Origin of the sequence: Curtobacterium sp. MCPF17_018, assembly GCF_003234135.1 — a bacterium.
Taxonomy (GTDB): domain Bacteria; phylum Actinomycetota; class Actinomycetes; order Actinomycetales; family Microbacteriaceae; genus Curtobacterium; species Curtobacterium flaccumfaciens.
The window spans coordinates 324,896-340,973 of the sequence record NZ_QKSJ01000003.1; the positions used below are offsets into that span (position 1 = coordinate 324,896).

Consider the following 16,078-nt stretch of genomic DNA (forward strand, 5'->3'; position numbering starts at 1 on the left):
CAGGCCGCGCAGCGCAGCCCTAGAGCGTGAGCGACTCCCCCGGGCGCAGCACGACGAGCGACCCGGCGGGCTCGACGGCCTCGCGGAGCCGCCCCGTGTGCATGCCGAAGCCGACCTCGGACAGGGTGGCCTCGTGGATCGGGTACGCGCGGGACGGCGCGATCGCGGCGACGTAGTCCATCATCTCGGCGACCTTGAGCCACGGCGCCCCGACGGGTGCCGCGAGGACCTCGACCGGAACGCCCGGGTCCGTGTAGGAGTCGCCCGGGTGGAACAGCCGGCCGTTCACGAGCACGCCGGTGTTGTCGACGATCGGCACCGAGGCGTGGATCAGCTGGTGCCGCGTGCCGTGGAAGGTGAGCGCGAAGGGGCCGACCGTCCGGTGGTCGCCGTCCGTGACGACGTCGACGGTGATGTCCACCTCGGCGAGCGCCGCGCGGACCCCCTCCGGTCCGATGACGACGGCACCGGGGTTCGCGTCGAGGATCCGGCGGACCTGTTCGGGGGTGACGTGGTCCGGGTGCTCGTGCGTGACGACGACGGCGACGACCCCGGTGGCGTCGACCGGTCGGGTGAAGTTCCCCGGGTCGAGGACCAGGCGGGCGTCACTCTCGGCGATGACCTGGCAGGCGTGTTCGAGTTTGGTGACCTCCATGCGGGCGACCCTACGCGGCACCGTGCGGGCAGGGCCCCGTGGTCGCGCGGACGACCAGGTGCGCGGGTGCCGCCGCGATCGGGCCGGCGACACCGCCGTCGACCTCGGCGAGCACCGCCCGTGCAGCGGTCCGTCCCTGCGCCACCGGGTCCTGCGCGACGGTGGTGAGTCCGACCGTGGCGCCGTACTCGTGGCCGTCGATCCCCATCACGGACACGTCCTCCGGTACCGCGAGACCGGCTCGGCGCGCGGCCAGCAGGACACCGAGGGCCATCTCGTCCGAGGCGCAGAGCACTGCCGTCGGTCGTTCCGACGCCGGCTCGGCGAACAGCCCGGCCCCGGCGGCGGCACCGCCGGGGAACGAGAAGCGGCCGTCGAGGGACCACCGTTCCGGCACGGCCTGTCCGCCCGACCGCACGGCGTCGAGGAACCCGTCCCGCCGCAGGTGCGGCACTGCGACGTTCATGCCGGCCTCGTCCTGCCCGCCGACGTAGGCGATGCGCCGGTGGCCGAGTCCGTGCAGGTGCTCGACCGCGATCCGGGTGACCTCGCGGTCGTCGACGCCCACGTTGCGCAGACCCGGTGCGGGGCCGCCGATGACGACCATGGGGTGCCGACTGAGTTCGAGCTCGGCCCGTTCGGTGGCGTCGAGCACCAGGGAGAGCAGCACGAGGCCGTCGACCCGGTGCCGCAGCATCGAGCGTCGGAACGCCCGGTCGCGGTCGCCGCCCGGGCCGCCGAGGTTGTAGAGGACCAGGTCGTACCCGGCCCGGCGGAGCTCCGCGTCGACGCCGCCGAGCGCCTTGACGTAGAACCAGCGATCGATGACGGGCACGACCACCCCGACGGCGCGCTGACGACCGGTGGCCAGGCCGGCCGCTGCCGAGCTCGGGACGTACCCGAGTTCGTCGGCGACCCGCCGCACCTGCTCGATCGTGGTGTCGGCCACGTTCGACATGCCGCGGAGCGCCCGCGACACGGTGGACTTCGACAGCCCCGTGACGGTCGCGATCTCCTGGATCCCCATCGGTGCGACCCGGGAGGCCCGTCAGCCGTCCGTGCCGTGCGTCACGTCCGCCGGTGCGTCGGGTCCACCCCGTCGGTCCGCCACCGCGGGCACGCCGCGGTCCGCCCTGCGTTCCGGCACCCGTGCGGTGCGCGCCGGCCGTCGTGCAGCCGGTGCGACCTCGTCCCAGCCGGCGTGCTGGTGCACCCGTCCGTCCGCGCCGGGTCGGGGCCGGCGACCGGTGGGGTCGGTGACCGACGTGTGCACCGGGGCCACCGCGGGCGCAGCACCGACGCCCCGGGGCACGGATCCACCCGTGCCGTCCTGCGCCGTGGTCCGGCGGAGGACGGCGACCCGCCACCGGTCCAGGGCGACGACGCCGAGCACGCACACGAGCAGGGTGAGCGCCCAGCCGAGCGCCGGTCGCCCGGTGAGCTCGCAGAACACCGTCACGCCGAGGAACAGGACGCCGAACATCCCGACGAAGCCGATGGACTCCTCGATGTGGGCGGTGGGACGGGTGGGTCCGCGCTGGGCCATGGTCGTCAGCCCTTCACGCCGCCGGCGGTGAGCCCCGCCACGATGCGCCGCTGGAAGATCAGGACGAGGACCACGAGCGGGATCGTGACGATGGTGCCGGCGGCCATCACCGCCGTGTAGGGCTCCTGGTGCGGCTGCGACCCGGCGAACGAGGCGATCGCCACGGTCACCGGCTGTGTCGCGTCGCTCGACAGCTGCGACGAGATGAGGTACTCGTTCCAGCTCGAGATGAACGCCAGGATCGCCGTGGTGAACACCGCGGGCGCCGCGAGCGGCAGGATGATCCGCCGGAACGCCTGCACCCGGGTGCACCCGTCGATGCGGGCTGCTTCTTCCAGGTCCCACGGCATCTCGCGGAAGAACGACGCGAGCGTGTACACGGTCAGCGGCAGCACGAACGAGATGCTCGGCAGGATGAGCGCCTGGTACGACCCCATCCACCCGATGTCGGTGAACAGCTGGAACAGCGGCGAGATGAGGGCGACGCCGGGGAACATCGACGCGGCCAGGATCGCGCCGGCGATGAGGGACTTGCCGCGGAACTCGAGCCGGGCGAGCGCGTACGCCGCCGTGGTGCCGACGAGCAGGGCGATGATCGTCACGACCCCACCGATGAGCAGGCTGTTGAGCAGTGCCCGTCCGAGGTGGTTGCCGAGCGAGGTGGAGAACGCCGTCGCGTAGTTGTCGAGCGTCACGTGGGTCGGCCACGGGGTGGCGTCGAACGTGAAGCCGACGTCACGGAAGCTCGTGACCACCATCCAGTAGAACGGCAGGAGGCACCACACGGCGATGACGACGGCCTGCAGGGCGGTGCGGATCCGCGGCCCGGTGTCCCGGCGCACGCGCACCTCGGTGCGGTCGACGGCGCGGTCGCGGCGCACGGCCCCGGACCGCGGACGGTCTGCTGCGAGCGTCACTTGAGTTCACCCTTCTGCTGGGCGGCCTGCGTCTGGACGACGTTGGCGCCGAGGAACCGCACGAACAGGAACGCGACGACGAAGATCACCAGGAAGGTGAGTGTCGACAGCGCCGACGCGGAGTTGAAGCCCTGCCGGATCTGTTCGACGACCAGGATCGACAGGGTCGTGGTGGCGTTGCCGGAACCACCGCCGCCGCCGGTCAGGATCGCTGGCAGGTCGTACATGCGCAGCGCGTCGAGCACGCGGAACAGGATCGCGACCATGAGCGCGGGCTTGATGAGCGGCAGGGTGATGAGCACGAACCGTTGGAAGGTCGAGGCGCCGTCCATCTTCCCGGCTTCGTAGACCTCCTCCGGGATCAGCTGGAGCCCGGCCAGGATGAGCAGCGCCATGAACGGCGTGGTCTTCCAGGTGTCGGCGATGATGACCGCCCACCGGGATGCCCACTCGCCGCTGGTCCAGAGGATCTGGTGGCCGATCACCTGGTTCAGCACGCCGTTCGCGTCGAAGATGAAGTACCAGAGCTTCGCGGTGACGGCCGTCGGGATCGCCCACGGCACCAGGATCGCGGCACGGACGAGGGCGCGGCCCTTGAAGTTGCGGTTCATGATGATGGCCATCCACACGCCGATCACCGTCTCGGCGAGCACGGTGACGACGGTGAAGAAGAACGTGTTGCCCATCGACACCCAGAACTGCGAGCCGAGGCTGCCGGGCGGGCAGGTGACCTCACCGCACCGCTGGCCGAGCCAGTGCACGTAGTTCGTCACGCCGGCGAAGCCGCCCTCGACGAACAGGCCGGTCGCCTTGTCGAGTCCCTGGTCGAGCTGGAACGACTGGATGATCGCGCTGACCACCGGGTACCCGATGACGACCGCCAGGAGCGCGATCGTCGGGCCGATGAGGTAGACGGCCCAGCGGCCGTGCTCGGCGTTGAGCCCGCCCTTGCGCCGCTGGCGCTTCGGTTCGAGCCCGGTCGGGTTCGGGATGGCTGCGGGGATCTCGGTTGCTGCTGACACGTGTCGGCCTCCTTGCCGGGGGTGTCGGAACACAGGTGGGAACGGAGGGGAGGCCCGTGGCGGACCCGCCACGGGCCTCCCCTCCGACGCGGCGTGAGCCGCTGTGTGTCAACTGCTGGTCGCGGCCGTGAGGGCGTCCTGCATGTCCTTCATGGCTTCGTCGACCGACTTCGATCCCTTGAGCGCCGCGTAGGTGTTGTCCTGGATCGCCTTCGTCACCGCCGGGTAGAACGGCGTGACCGGGCGCGGCTCGGCCGACTCGATCGACTTGAGCAGCGTCGGCAGGTAGGGCAGCTCCTTCGTCAGCTCGGGGTCGGTGTACAGGTCACCGACGACCGGGGCGAGCGAGCCCTGGGTCGCGAAGAACTTCTGCGTCTCGTCCGAGGTCAGGAACTCGAGGAAGTCGTGCGCCGTGGCCTTGTGCTTCGAGTACACGCTGATCGCCGCGTTGTGCCCACCGAGCGTGGAGGCACCGACGCCGTCGGCACCGGGGATCGGCGCGATGCCGAAGGTGTCCTTGACCTTCGACGAGCCGTCGGTCTTGGCGAGGCTGTAGACGTACGGCCAGTTGCGCAGGAACAGGAGCTTGCCGTCCTCGAACGCGGTGCGGCCCTGCTCCTCCTGGTAGGTGATCGCCTCGGCCGGGATGTTCCCGTCCTCGAACGCGTCCACCAGGTTCTGCAGGCCGGCCTTCGCCTTGTCGGTGTCGACGTCGGGCGCACCGTCGTTGCTGAGCACCGAACCGCCGGAGCCGTTGATCGCCTCGGAGGCGTTGACGGTGAGTCCCTCGTACTTCGCGAACTGCCCCGCGTAGCAACCGATGCCGGCGTCCTTCGCGATCTTGCAGTCGTCCATCATCTCCTTCCACGTGGTGGGAGGCGTCTTGACGAGGTCCTTGCGGTAGTAGAGCAGGGCGCCGTCCGAGGTCTGCGGTGCGGCGTAGAGGGTGTCGTTGTAGGTGGCGGTCTTCACCGTCGACGGCAGGAGCTTCGAGGTGTCGAGCTCCATGTCGCCGGTGAGCGGGGTGAGCCACTTCTTCGCGGCGAACTCGGCGGTCCAGACGACGTCCACGTCGACGACGTCGTAGTTCTCGTCCTTCGCCTGGAAGTGCTGCACGAGGTCGTCGTGCTGCTGGTCGGCCTGGTCGGACTGTTCCTTGAAGGTGACCTTCTCGTCCGGGTGGGCCTTGTTCCACTTCGCGATGAGCGGACGGACGACGTTCGAGTTGTCCTTGCCCTGCACGTAGGTGATGGGTCCGCGGCTGTCCTGGCCGCTCTTGGCGTCGTCGTCCGCCGAACTGCCGCTCGAGCAGCCGGTCAGCACGAGCCCGATGACCGCGACCCCCGCAACGGACGCGAACCGCACCCTGGCGCGTGTTGTCTTCACAGCGTTGTCTCCTCGTTGAGATCACCAGGACGGCTCGGTCGGATCACGACACCGCTGGCCTGGAGCAGGCGACACTGCCTGCTGGAGGAGGAAGCTACGCCCGGTCCAGCGGGAGCGCAACCGGTTGCATCGGTTCCGTGACCTGAGCGTGACCCATGAGGTTCCCGTGGCTTCCTGGGTGAGCGCTCACCCCCCGTCGGGGGCACACGCACCGCACTGCGGAACCCCGCACGAACCCCGCCACTGCTGGTCCGGTCCGTTGTCCGGACACCGCGGGCGGTCGTAGCGTCCCGACCATGACCCTGCAATCCTCCGTCACCGTGCCCGGCCCCCGTCGGGTCGTCAGCGTCGACCTCGACGCACCGCTGCCGCGCCTGGTCGCCGACGAGTCGGGTTCCTCCGCGCTCGTCGTCGGCTACCGCGACGGCTTCCCCGTCACCACCCTCGACGTGCTGCTCACCGCTGACCCGGCCGACGCCGCCCGCGCGATGGAACCCCTGGTGGACGGCCTCGCACGGATCTCCGGTGCGACGGAGACCCCGATCCCCGACCTCGACCTCCCGCTCATCTCGATCGTCGTGTCGACCATCGTCACCCGGGTCGAGGACATCCGGAAGCTGCTCGACTTCCTCGAGCACCTCGACTACCCGCGGTACGAGGTCATCCTCGTCGACAACCGCGTGAAGCTGCCCGAGGTCGACGCCCTGCCGGGGCTGCTCGAGGGCCGCGACGTCCGGCTGGTCACCGAACGCCGTCCGGGCTGCTCCGCCGGTCGCAACGCCGGGGTCGCCGCGGCGCACGGCGAGATCATCGCGTTCACCGACGACGACGTCCGGGTCGACGCACAGTGGCTCCGGTCCATCGGCACGCGCTTCGTCCGCGAGCCCGAGGTCGCCGCGGTCACCGGGATGATCCTGCCCGTCGAGCTCGAGACCCCCGCGCAGATCTGGTACGAGGCGTACTACGGCGGCTTCAGCGGCGAGCGCACCTTCCAGCCGGTGACGATCGTGCCGGACGACGTCCCCGGGGTCATGCGTCACGCGCAGGCCCGGGCCGTCCGCCCCGACGGCTCGGTGCAGAAGCACTTCGCCGTGTACGGCATCGGCGGCTACGGTGCCGGCGCGAACTGGGCGGTCCGACGTTCGGCGTTCGACGCCGTCGGCGGGTTCGACCCCGTGCTCGGTGCCGGTGTGCCCGCCCGCGGTGGCGAGGACCTGGCGATCTTCATCGACATCCTGTGGAGCGGTGGCCGGATCGGCTTCGAACCCCGCGCGGTCGTGCACCACCGGCACCGGCAGGACCTCGCCGGGCTGCACGGGCAGCTCCACTCGAACGGCGTCGGGTTCACGGCGCTGATGTGCGAGCTCATCGCGAAGGACCGCCGGCACGCGCTCGTGCTCGCGCGGCTGATGCCCCGGGCAGGCAAGATCAAGCTGAAGCAGCTGGTGTCACGACTGGCCGGCCGGCGCGACGCCGCGGCCGAGAGCATCACCGAGGCCTCCACGACCCGGATCCCGCGCTCGCTGGCGTACCACGAGTTCCGCGGCTTCCCGGCGGGTCCGGCGGCGTACTTCCGCAGCCGTCGGTTCTGGCGCGAGGTCGAGGAGGGCCGTTTCCGCCCCTAGGCGGCGCGCAGGAGACGTCCGTCCCGGTGCGTGCGGTACGCGCGGTGCGATCGGTGCACGCGGAGTGCGGTCGCCCGCACCGCGGTCACCCGCGCCGCGACCGCCCGACGACGTACCGCCACGGTCCGCCCAGCGCCGCCACGAGCTCGACGCGCTTGAGGCCGGCCGTCGCCTCGCGGAACGCGTCGTCGACCGGCCACCCGCCGACGGCGTCCACCGCGGCGGACACCTCATCGGCGCCGCCGCCGCCCTGTCCGAGCGCCCCGAGCTGCCGCAGCGCCCCGACCGCCCGACGGAGCACGGCCAGTGCGGTGCGCGGTCGCAGCATGAGCTTCGTGACCCACGCACCGAGGCCGGTGCCGTAGCCGAGCGCCTGCGAGCGCAGCGCCGCACGGTCCGGCCGGTGCTTGTGCCAGACGACGGCCGACGGCTCCACCGCGAGCGCGCCGCCGGAGAACAGCACCCGGGTGAACAGGTCGGGGTCCTCGCCGGCGCGGGCCAGGGTGCCCGGGCCGAGCGCGACGTCGAACCCGCCCAGGGCGAGCGCGGCCGAACGACGGAGCGACATGTTGGCACCGGTGCCGAACGCGCCGACGGAGAACGGGAACAGCGGCAGGTCCGCCGGCGGCGCCGACGTGCGGAACACCCGGCGGTCGGTGTTGCGCGCCCAGGTCACGCGCTCGTCGAAGTACCGCTGCGTGGGGGTCCGGAGTTCGCCGCTGGGCACGAGGCCGGTCACGCAGACGACGTCCGCGTCGCGGGCGTAGGCGTCGGCGAGCGCTGCGAGCCAGTGCCGGTCGACGACCACGTCGTCGTCGACGAAGGCGACCACGGCCCCGGACGCGAGGGCGAGTCCGGCGTTCCGTGCGCGCGAGACGCCGGGTCGGGCCTCCAGGACGTACCGCAGGCGCGGGTCCGCGAGCGACGTGACCACGTCGCGGGTGGCGGTGGTGGTGGGCGCGTTGTCGACGACCAGCACCTCGAAGTCGTCGTGCTCGGACGCGAGCACCGAGCGCACGCAGCGACGCAGGTCCTCGGGCCGGTCGCGGGTGCCGATGACGACGGAGATGCGTCCGACCGGCGTCCCCGCGGGGGCGGCCGGGAGGCCCGTGGTGCGCAGGGCGCGCAGGGCCGGTCCCAGCTCGGCCGGGTCCACGCCGCCGTCCGCGTCGACGCTGACGTCGACGAACCCGGCGATCTCGCGTCCGTCGCGGACGAGCAGGCGGGCGCGGCGGAAGCCGGTGGGGCCGGCGAGTTCGACGGCGGACGCGGCGAGCGCCTCCTGCCGGTCGACGGCGCCGACCCAGGCCGCGCCGGCCCAGGCGGGCACGTCCGGGGACGGCATCGCGGGCGTGAGCGTGAGCACGCGGGTGGTGGTGGCCTGCTGGTCGGTCATGGTCCGATGCTCCGGTGGGGCCGCTGCAGGGTCAACGGCGGCCGCCCGCGGTTGCGGCGACGGTCGTCCGACTTGCGGTTTGCCGCCAGCACACGCCCCTGGACGGTAGGATCGTGAGGACGACTCGGCGGCAGCACGCCGGGCACGAGGAGGACGCATGTCGATGGGCCCCGCCGACGAGCTCGGCGCCGTGCTCCCCTCGGAACAGAGCGTCTTCGTGGTCGACTCCGTGACCTGCGTCTGCGGCCACGTGCAGGACGCCCACGAGCACTACCGTCCGGGCACGGACTGCGCCCTCTGCGACTGCCAGAAGTTCCGCAAGAAGCGCTGATCAGGCGCTTCGAGCACTGATCGATCAGGGGGCGGTGCGGGAAACCGCCGCTTCCCCGCAGACGGGCACGGGTCGCCTTGTCGGCCCCGGAACGCCGCGGTTAGCGTCGCGTCCATGGCCATCTCCCCCGCGGTCCCCGCGTGCATCGTCCTCGCCCACGAGGACCCGGCACACGTGCGCCGACTCGTCGAGGCGCTCGACCCGTTCCCGGTGTTCCTGCACTGCGACGCGCGCACCCCCGAGACGGTGTTCCGCGCCATGACCGACGGACTGCCGGACCGTGTCCGGCTGCTCCCCCGCATCCGGACCGGCTGGGCGCGCTGGGAGAACGTCGCCGCCGAGGTGTCCGGCTACCGGGCAGCCCTGGCCGAGACCGACGCCTCGCACGTGGCCGTGCTGACCGGCAGCGACTACCCGCTCGCGAACCCCGCCGAGATCACGACCCTGCTCGAGGCGCACCGCGAGGAGTCGTTCATCTCGGTCAACCCGCTGCCGTTCGCGCCGTGGGGCCGTGACGGCGGCATCTCCCGCATCCGGTTCCGGCACTGGGCGTGGCGGAAGCACATGCTCCGGCTGCCGGTCCCCCGCCGCGTGCCGGCGAACGTCTCCTTCGCCGGGGGCTCGCAGCTCAAGGTCCTCGCCCGCCGGCACGCCGCCGCCGTCGTGGACACCGTCGACCAGCGCCCCGACCTGGTCCGGTTCTGGCAGCGCACCTGGGTCGCCGACGAGACCTTCGTGCCGTCGGTGCTCAACTCGCCGTCGCTGACGCCGGGGTTCGCCGACGAGCACGTCTCCCAGCCGCTCTGGTGGATCGGGTGGGACGGCACCGCGCGGAAGAGCCCGCCGTGGTTGACCGTCGCCGACGCGGGGCAGCTGCTCGAGCGTCGGACGGACGCGGACGTCGAGGTGCAGCACCTGTTCGCGCGGAAGTTCTCGACCGACCGGAGCGGTGACCTGCTCGACGTCGTGGACGCCGCCTTCGGGCTGCGCCAGGGCGAGGCGACGGCGACGGCGCGGCAGGGCGCGGCAGGGGTGGTCGCGCCGTGAGCTTCCCCCCGCAGACCCGCCGCGAGGCCCGCGCCGCGCGCGAGGCCGAGTCACCCGCGCCCATCGCCCCGGAGCCCATCGCACCCGAGGCCATCGCCCCGGAGCCCATCGCACCCGTGCCCGAGTCGCTCGACACCGGGTCGGTCGCCGTGCGGAAGGGTGCCTCCGTCCTGTTCGGCCGCGGCCTGCTGTACGTCGTCGTCTGGTCGATGCAGCTCGTCGTCTCGTCGCTCATCTCCCCGGTGCTCGCACACCTCATGCCGCCGGCCGAGTTCGGCGTGCTCGCCTCGGCCATCGCCCTGTACCAGGCGCTCGTCGTCCTGGCCGTCCTCGGCATCGACCAGGCGTCGGTGCTGCAGCGGGCCGAGGACGGCGACGACCGCCGGGCGCGCGGCCTGCTCGCCGTCGGCATGGTCACCGCGATCGTCGTCACCGTCGCGGCGCTCACCACGATCCCGGTCTGGGCCGACGCCGCCGGCTTCGTCGGCAACCACCCGCTGCTCCTCGTCGCGGTGCTCTGGACCGGCCCCGCCGCCATCGTGCAGATCTCCCTGGCGCTGCTCGTCGCCCAGGACCGCATCCGGGTCTTCGCGGTCACGAGCCTGCTGTCCTCGATCGGCGGCTCGGTCATCGGCCTCGGGCTCCTCACCTGGGTGCAGGCCGACGCGACCACCTACGCGTGGGGCGGCGTCGTCGCCCAGGGCGTGGCGATGGTCATCGGCGTCGCGGCGACCCGCCCGCGTCTCGCCGGCCTGTTCGACCGCAAGACCACGGCACGGGCGTTCCGCCTCGGCGTGCCGATCGCCCTCGGCAACCTGTCGTACTTCGTGCTGAACGCCGGCGACCGGATCGTCGTCCAGCGGCTGCTCGGCCCGGACGAGGTGGCCCGCTACCAGATCGCCTACGTCGTCGGCTCGGCCGTCATCCTGCTCCTGACCTTCACCAACCAGGCGTGGGCGCCGCACTTCGCCGCCCTCCGCGACCCGGTCGCCCGTCGGCAGCTCGCGATGCACTCCCGCGACGAGCTGTACAAGATGCTCGGACCGGTCCTGCTCGCCGTGACCCTGGTGTCACCCGTCGCGCTGCCGATCCTCGCCCCGGCGTCGTACCGCGTGCAGGAGCTCTCGGTCGTCGTCTTCGTCGTCGCGATCACCGCGTTCCCCGTCGTCGCCAGCGGCGCGACCGGACGCCTGCTCCTGGTCGAACGCCGCGGTGTCGCCGTCGGGGTGATCGCCGCGGTCGCGGGCGCCGTGAACATCGGCGCGAACCTCGTGCTCGTGCCCGTGCTCGGCATCGCCGGCGCGGGCCTCGCCACCGTGGTCGCCTACGCGATCCTGGCCGCCATGCAGCTGCTGGCCCTGCCCGACCGCCGTGAGTGGCGCGGGCCCGGGCCCCGGATCGTCCTGACGACCCTCGCCGCGCTCGTCGTGGCCGCCGCGTCCCTGCTCCTGCCGCAGGACGTCCTCTGGAACTGGGTCCGCATCGCCGGGGTGGTCGCCTGCCTCCCCTGGTTCCTCCGCCGACTGAAGACCGCAAGGGGTGGTGTCTCGTGAGACCGCGACAGGCTGCACACGACGGCTCCCGCCGACTCCGCGTCGGCGTCCTGGTGACCGGACTCGCCATCACCGGCGGACTCGAACGCTGTGTGCTCGAGGACACCCGTGAGCTCGTCGCCGCCGGCCACGAGGTCGAGGTCTGGCACCGGAACGCCCAGTCCCCGCGCGCCGCCGAGGGCCCGCCGCCCTACGAGGCGATGGGCGTGAAGCTGGTGGAGGCCACCGACTACCGGTTCGGGATCACGACCGCGCTCCGCGACGCCTGGCGCTTCGCCCGCGAGGGGCTGCGGATCCGACGATCGCACCTCGACGTCCTCTGGTTGAACCGGCCCGAGTACCTGCCGTTCGGCCGGGTCGCATCGCTCGTCTCCGGAGTCCCGCTCGCGGTGCACCTGCACCACGCGCCGAACTACCGGCGGCTCGGACCGATCGCCGGTGGCCGCACCCGCTACTTCGCCGTCTCGCACGCGATGGCGCGCGCCTGGGCGGAGTCCGGCGTGCCGACGGACCGCATCACGATCGTGCCGAACGGCGTCGACACCGACGCGTTCCCGGCCGCGACCCCGGCGTCGGTGCGCGACGCCCGCGCGGCACTCGGCATCGCCGAGGACACCCCGACGGTGCTCTACTACGGTCGGCTCACCCGGTCGAAGGGCGTGCTTGCCCTCCTGGAGGCGTGGGGTCGCGTCCGCACGGCCGCTGCGGCACGCGTACCGGTCACCACTCCCCCCGTGGCCGGTCCCGCGGCGCCCGCGCCGCTCCTCGTGCTGGCCGGTGCGCTCTACGCGGAGGAGGCGGACGCCGTGCACGCCGCGATCGACGCGCTCCCCGCCGGTTCCGTGCTCGTGCTCCCCGAGCGGGACGACGTCGTCCCGCTCCTGCACGCCGCCGACGTCGTGGTGGCGCCGTCCATCGAGCCCGAGGGGTTCGGGCGGGTCGTGGTCGAGGCGATGTCCGCCGGCCGTCCCGTCGTCGCGGCCGCATCGGGCGGCACCGGGGAGATCCTGTCGGGTGACTGGGCGCGGTACACCGTCGACCCGGCGGACCCCGACGCACTGGCGGAGAAGCTGCTCGACACCCTCGACGAAGCCGAACTCGACCCGTCCCTCGCCGCACGGTGCCGCGCGTGGGTTCGTGACCGCTACGGGCGCGAGCCGCACGTGCGAGCGCTGCTGCTGGCACTGCTGGCACACGCCCGGCGCTGACCGGGTCGGCCCGGCGCCGTCCGTGCGCGCCGGGCTCGATGGCGCCGGCGCGCGCCGGTGTGCGCCGAGGCGCTGCGGGCTCGACGGGGTCGGTCCGCGCCGGGCTCGGCGCCGTCAGCCGGCGGTGGGTTCCGTGGACGGCAGCGTGGCCTGGGGGCTCTCGCCGTCCGCGGGCACGTCGATCGTCATCCAGTCGACCAGGAGCGACCCGGCGGCGTCCCGGGGCGGCAGGCCCTCGAGGGACCCCGTCTGCACGACCAGGTGCATGCGTTCCACGGGGATGTCCTGCGTGGTGCTCCCGACGACCTCGTCGTCGACCAGGAACGACATCCGCGAGGGCGTCCACTCGATCGTGTACGTGTGCCAGTCAGCCAGCGACGCGTCGGTCTCGTGGTGGATGCACTTCTCGGCCGGGTCGACCAGGCAGTGCACGTTGAGCCAGGCGGGCGCACCGAGCGCACCCTCGGGGAAGTCGATCTCGCCGTGCGCCCAGACGTTCTCGTCGCTCCAGAGCAGCACCGCCACCCCGTACCCGTCGACCTCGTCGCTCTTCATCCGGATGCTGTAGCGCCCGGAGGTCTGACCGCCCCATCGTCCGTCGACGAGCGGGACGACCCCGCCGGCGAGCGGGGTGCCCGCCTTCGTCGTGCGCAGGTGCATGTCGAGCATCCCGTCGTGGGCGCTCAGCGTGGACGCCTGGTACCGACCGGTCCCCGCGGTGTCCGCGAAGCCGTGGTAGACGGTGAACCGGTCATCGTAGGCCGCCTCGAACCCGCCCGACGGGGTGGTGTCGTCGAAGTCCTCGGAGAACACCCGCTTCCAGCCGTCACCGTCGCCGGTCGGCATCGCGACCCCGCTGGGTCCGGGACCGACGGACGTCGTGCCGGTGGTCGCCGCTGCGACGGCACCGACCGCGACCACCAGGGCCGCGGCCACGATCGCGACCCGTCGTCCTCGTGTCCGGAGCGGGGTGCGGTGGCGGGAGGCGCCGAGGCCGTGCGCGGGTGCGGCACCGTGCGCGGCGGCCGACTGCTCGGCGACCGGGCGGGGGCCGTCCTCGTCCGGGGTCACCCAGCTGCCCATGCGCGGACCTCCGAGAGACCGACGTTGATCGTGCTGTTCGACACCCCGGTCGTGGTGAACCGCACCCAGGTGACGTTCCGGGCGGTGAAGTCGACCGTCCGGGCACTGCCGTCGTTCGGGAGCTCGCCCACGGCGACCTGGCTGCCGTCCGAGAACGTCAGCGTGCCGCTCGTGATCTGGTCGTCGCTGTTCGGACGGTCGTGCAGGACGATGCGCTGGAGCGCGACCGGGGCGGCCCAGTCGAGCTGGATCCAGATGCCGGTCCGTCCCCAGGGCACGGCCCACTCGGCGGTGTGGTCGACCGGGTGGCCGGACACCACGCCGTCGACGGCCTTCGCGACGGTCTGGCCGTCGGCCGGGTTGTCGGCGATCGCCGTCGGGGTCGCCGAGCCGGTGACGTCCCGCAGGCCCGGAGCGGGCGTGGGGGTGGGCGTCGGCGTCGGGGTCGGCGTCGGCGTCGGGGTCGGCGTCGGCGTCGGGGTCGGCGTCGGCGTCGTGTCGGCCGGGGCCAACGCGCGGATCTCGGCGAGGCCCACGTTCTGCGTCCCGCCACTGACCGACGTCACCGTGAACCGCACCCACGTGACACTGCGCGCCGCGAACGTGACCCGCTGCACCGCACCACCGTTGCTCAACGCCGGCACCTGCACACTCGAGCCATCCGAGAACGTCAACGTCCCGCCCAGCACCTGGTCCACCGCGTTCGGCCGATCAGCGAGGTCCACCGCGTCCAACGCCGTCGCCTTCGCCCAACCGAGCTGGATCCACGTCCCCGCACGACCGGACGGCGCGACCCACTCCGCCGTCGGCGCATCCGGGTACCCGCTCACCACACCGTCGACCGCCTTCACGGCCGTCTGACCATCAGCCGGGTTCTCCGCACTCGCCGTCACCGACGCCGAACCCGTCACGTCCGTCCGCGTCGGGGTCGGCGTCGGCGTCGTGTCGGCCGGGGCCAACGCGCGGATCTCGGCGAGGCCCACGTTCTGCGTCCCGCCACTGACCGACGTCACCGTGAACCGCACCCACGTGACACTGCGCGCCGCGAACGTGACCCGCTGCACCGCACCACCGTTGCTCAACGCCGGCACCTGCACACTCGAGCCATCCGAGAACGTCAACGTCCCGCCCAGCACCTGGTCCACCGCGTTCGGCCGATCAGCGAGGTCCACCGCGTCCAACGCCGTCGCCTTCGCCCAACCGAGCTGGATCCACGTCCCCGCACGACCGGACGGCGCGACCCACTCCGCCGTCGGCGCATCCGGGTACCCGCTCACCACACCGTCGACCGCCTTCACGGCCGTCTGACCATCAGCCGGGTTCTCCGCACTCGCCGTCACCGACGCCGAACCCGTCACGTCCGTGTGGGTGGGGGTCGGGTCCGTGGGGTCGGTGGGGTTCGTCGGCACCGGCGAGCCGGCGGTGTACTGCCGGCTGAGCCACGAGGTCTCCGGCCGCGCCGAGCAGGCCTGCCACGACGCGCACGTCTCACCGTCGTGGGCGGCGTAGGTGAAGAACGCGTCGGCCTTCGCCTGCGTCTGGGCCGTCGTCAGGTTCGCCGGACGGTCGGCGATCGGGTATCCCATGTACCCGGTGAAGTCGTGCGCGCCGGTGTACTGCCGCTGCACCTGGTCGGTCAGGTACGCGACCGTGTGGTGGTCGCTGTGGTCCCCGTCGCCGTACTCGCCCTCGTGGTCGAGGGTGTGGATGTCCGTCGGTGCGAAGTCCTGCACGATCCCCTGCAGCGTCGCCCGGAGCTGCGCGAGCGTGTACGTGGCGCTGTGCGGGGCGTCGGCGACGGTCTGCAGGGTGTCCATGTCGCCCGTGTACAGGCGCTGGAGGCTCTCGTACCCGTTCGCCCAGAAGCCGTTGCCCTCGACGTTGCCGTCCGGCAGGTCCATGAAGACCAGGCTGATCCGCGGGTCGGCGGTCAGGGTCTCCGTGAGCAGGGTCCGTCCGGCGACCGTCGTGGAGCCGGTCGTCGACGCCGGGTCGACGCCGGCCATGCTCGCGTAGGCGGCCATCAGCCCGACCTGGCGTTCCTGCCAGTACCAGTCGGGCTTGCCGGCGTCACCGGCGGTGACGATCACGGAGCGCACGCAGCGCCCCGCGTCGATGTCCTTCCGCAGGTCCGTGCCCTGGAAGAGCAGATCGTCGTCGGGGTGGGCGACGACGTTGAGCACCCGCCCCGCGCTGCAGTCCGCGGCCGCAGCCACGGCGGGCTGGACCGCGAGGTTCGGCGCGACCAGCACGGCGAGCACCGTGGCGACCACACCCGCGACGGACGCGACGGTGGCCCGTCGCGTCCG

14 protein-coding genes are annotated in these 16,078 nt (G+C 72.5%); 5 read left to right on the forward strand and 9 right to left on the reverse strand.

Features of this window, described 5'->3' with window-relative positions; all coding sequences use genetic code 11:
* Window positions 1-19: 19 nt before the first annotated feature.
* The 6 genes from DEJ27_RS05910 to DEJ27_RS05935 all read right to left on the reverse strand — a co-directional run bounded on the left by DEJ27_RS05910 (window position 20) and on the right by DEJ27_RS05935 (window position 5,526).
* Window positions 20-655 carry an MBL fold metallo-hydrolase gene (locus DEJ27_RS05910; protein WP_110859123.1) on the reverse strand — a complete coding sequence of 212 codons (636 nt, stop codon included), beginning with the start codon at window positions 653-655 and terminating at the stop codon, window positions 20-22.
* Window positions 656-665: 10 nt separating this feature from the next.
* Window positions 666-1,682: a LacI family DNA-binding transcriptional regulator gene (locus tag DEJ27_RS05915; RefSeq protein WP_111090491.1), complete on the reverse strand. Its 1,017-nt coding sequence runs from the start codon at window positions 1,680-1,682 to the stop codon at window positions 666-668.
* Between the two features lie 21 nt (window positions 1,683-1,703).
* The gene (locus DEJ27_RS17700; RefSeq protein ID WP_181419990.1) at window positions 1,704-2,201 is read right to left on the reverse strand and encodes a hypothetical protein; all 498 of its coding nucleotides are present in this window, start codon (window positions 2,199-2,201) and stop codon (window positions 1,704-1,706) included.
* Between the two features lie 5 nt (window positions 2,202-2,206).
* On the reverse strand, window positions 2,207-3,043 hold the full coding sequence (locus DEJ27_RS05925; RefSeq protein ID WP_375231865.1) for a carbohydrate ABC transporter permease: 837 nt from the start codon (window positions 3,041-3,043) through the stop codon (window positions 2,207-2,209).
* Between the two features lie 71 nt (window positions 3,044-3,114).
* The gene (locus DEJ27_RS05930; RefSeq protein ID WP_111090492.1) at window positions 3,115-4,140 is read right to left on the reverse strand and encodes a carbohydrate ABC transporter permease; all 1,026 of its coding nucleotides are present in this window, start codon (window positions 4,138-4,140) and stop codon (window positions 3,115-3,117) included.
* 108 nt (window positions 4,141-4,248) lie between these two features.
* Window positions 4,249-5,526 (reverse strand): ABC transporter substrate-binding protein, encoded by a 1,278-nt coding sequence (locus DEJ27_RS05935; protein ID WP_110859127.1) that lies wholly within the window; start codon window positions 5,524-5,526, stop codon window positions 4,249-4,251.
* Between the two features lie 296 nt (window positions 5,527-5,822).
* Between DEJ27_RS05935 and DEJ27_RS05940 the strand changes: the two genes are divergently transcribed.
* On the forward strand, window positions 5,823-7,151 hold the full coding sequence (locus DEJ27_RS05940) for a glycosyltransferase (protein ID WP_111090493.1): 1,329 nt from the start codon (window positions 5,823-5,825) through the stop codon (window positions 7,149-7,151).
* An 85-nt stretch (window positions 7,152-7,236) separates the two neighbouring features.
* Here the strand turns inward: DEJ27_RS05940 and DEJ27_RS05945 are convergent, their stop codons facing one another.
* Complete coding sequence (locus DEJ27_RS05945) at window positions 7,237-8,547, reverse strand: glycosyltransferase family 2 protein (protein WP_110859129.1); 1,311 nt, start codon at window positions 8,545-8,547, stop codon at window positions 7,237-7,239.
* 157 nt (window positions 8,548-8,704) lie between these two features.
* Between DEJ27_RS05945 and DEJ27_RS17705 the strand changes: the two genes are divergently transcribed.
* The 4 genes from DEJ27_RS17705 to DEJ27_RS05960 all read left to right on the forward strand — a co-directional run bounded on the left by DEJ27_RS17705 (window position 8,705) and on the right by DEJ27_RS05960 (window position 12,686).
* A complete protein-coding gene (locus tag DEJ27_RS17705; RefSeq protein ID WP_181419991.1) occupies window positions 8,705-8,878 on the forward strand; it encodes a hypothetical protein in 174 nt (57 codons plus the stop codon).
* 114 nt (window positions 8,879-8,992) lie between these two features.
* Window positions 8,993-9,925 (forward strand): beta-1,6-N-acetylglucosaminyltransferase, encoded by a 933-nt coding sequence (locus DEJ27_RS05950; protein ID WP_110859130.1) that lies wholly within the window; start codon window positions 8,993-8,995, stop codon window positions 9,923-9,925.
* Window positions 9,922-11,478: a lipopolysaccharide biosynthesis protein gene (locus DEJ27_RS05955; RefSeq protein ID WP_110859131.1), complete on the forward strand. Its 1,557-nt coding sequence runs from the start codon at window positions 9,922-9,924 to the stop codon at window positions 11,476-11,478. The genes DEJ27_RS05950 and DEJ27_RS05955 overlap by 4 nt, the downstream gene beginning before the upstream one ends.
* Window positions 11,475-12,686 carry a glycosyltransferase family 4 protein gene (locus DEJ27_RS05960; protein ID WP_181419992.1) on the forward strand — a complete coding sequence of 404 codons (1,212 nt, stop codon included), beginning with the start codon at window positions 11,475-11,477 and terminating at the stop codon, window positions 12,684-12,686. The genes DEJ27_RS05955 and DEJ27_RS05960 overlap by 4 nt, the downstream gene beginning before the upstream one ends.
* 114 nt (window positions 12,687-12,800) lie before the next feature.
* Here DEJ27_RS05960 and DEJ27_RS05965 read toward each other — a convergent pair whose 3' ends face one another.
* Both DEJ27_RS05965 and DEJ27_RS05970 read right to left on the reverse strand, forming a co-directional pair.
* Window positions 12,801-13,769: a glycoside hydrolase family 16 protein gene (locus DEJ27_RS05965; RefSeq protein WP_110859133.1), complete on the reverse strand. Its 969-nt coding sequence runs from the start codon at window positions 13,767-13,769 to the stop codon at window positions 12,801-12,803.
* Window positions 13,754-16,042, reverse strand: coding sequence for a PIG-L family deacetylase (locus DEJ27_RS05970; protein ID WP_181430096.1), 2,289 nt, complete (start codon window positions 16,040-16,042; stop codon window positions 13,754-13,756). The genes DEJ27_RS05965 and DEJ27_RS05970 overlap by 16 nt, the downstream gene beginning before the upstream one ends.
* Between the last annotated feature and the right edge of the window lie 36 nt (window positions 16,043-16,078).

What these genes read in the sequence shown, in the direction of transcription:
- DEJ27_RS05940 (WP_111090493.1), top strand. Translation starts at nt 5,823, where the DNA reads ATGACCCTGCAATCCTCCGTCACCGTGCCCGGCCCCCGTCGGGTCGTC.
- DEJ27_RS05965 (WP_110859133.1), bottom strand. Translation starts at nt 13,769, where the DNA reads ATGGGCAGCTGGGTGACCCCGGACGAGGACGGCCCCCGCCCGGTCGCC.
- DEJ27_RS17705 (WP_181419991.1), top strand. Translation starts at nt 8,705, where the DNA reads ATGTCGATGGGCCCCGCCGACGAGCTCGGCGCCGTGCTCCCCTCGGAA.
- DEJ27_RS05945 (WP_110859129.1), bottom strand. Translation starts at nt 8,547, where the DNA reads ATGACCGACCAGCAGGCCACCACCACCCGCGTGCTCACGCTCACGCCC.
- DEJ27_RS05950 (WP_110859130.1), top strand. Translation starts at nt 8,993, where the DNA reads ATGGCCATCTCCCCCGCGGTCCCCGCGTGCATCGTCCTCGCCCACGAG.
- DEJ27_RS17700 (WP_181419990.1), bottom strand. Translation starts at nt 2,201, where the DNA reads ATGGCCCAGCGCGGACCCACCCGTCCCACCGCCCACATCGAGGAGTCC.
- DEJ27_RS05915 (WP_111090491.1), bottom strand. Translation starts at nt 1,682, where the DNA reads ATGGGGATCCAGGAGATCGCGACCGTCACGGGGCTGTCGAAGTCCACC.
- DEJ27_RS05910 (WP_110859123.1), bottom strand. Translation starts at nt 655, where the DNA reads ATGGAGGTCACCAAACTCGAACACGCCTGCCAGGTCATCGCCGAGAGT.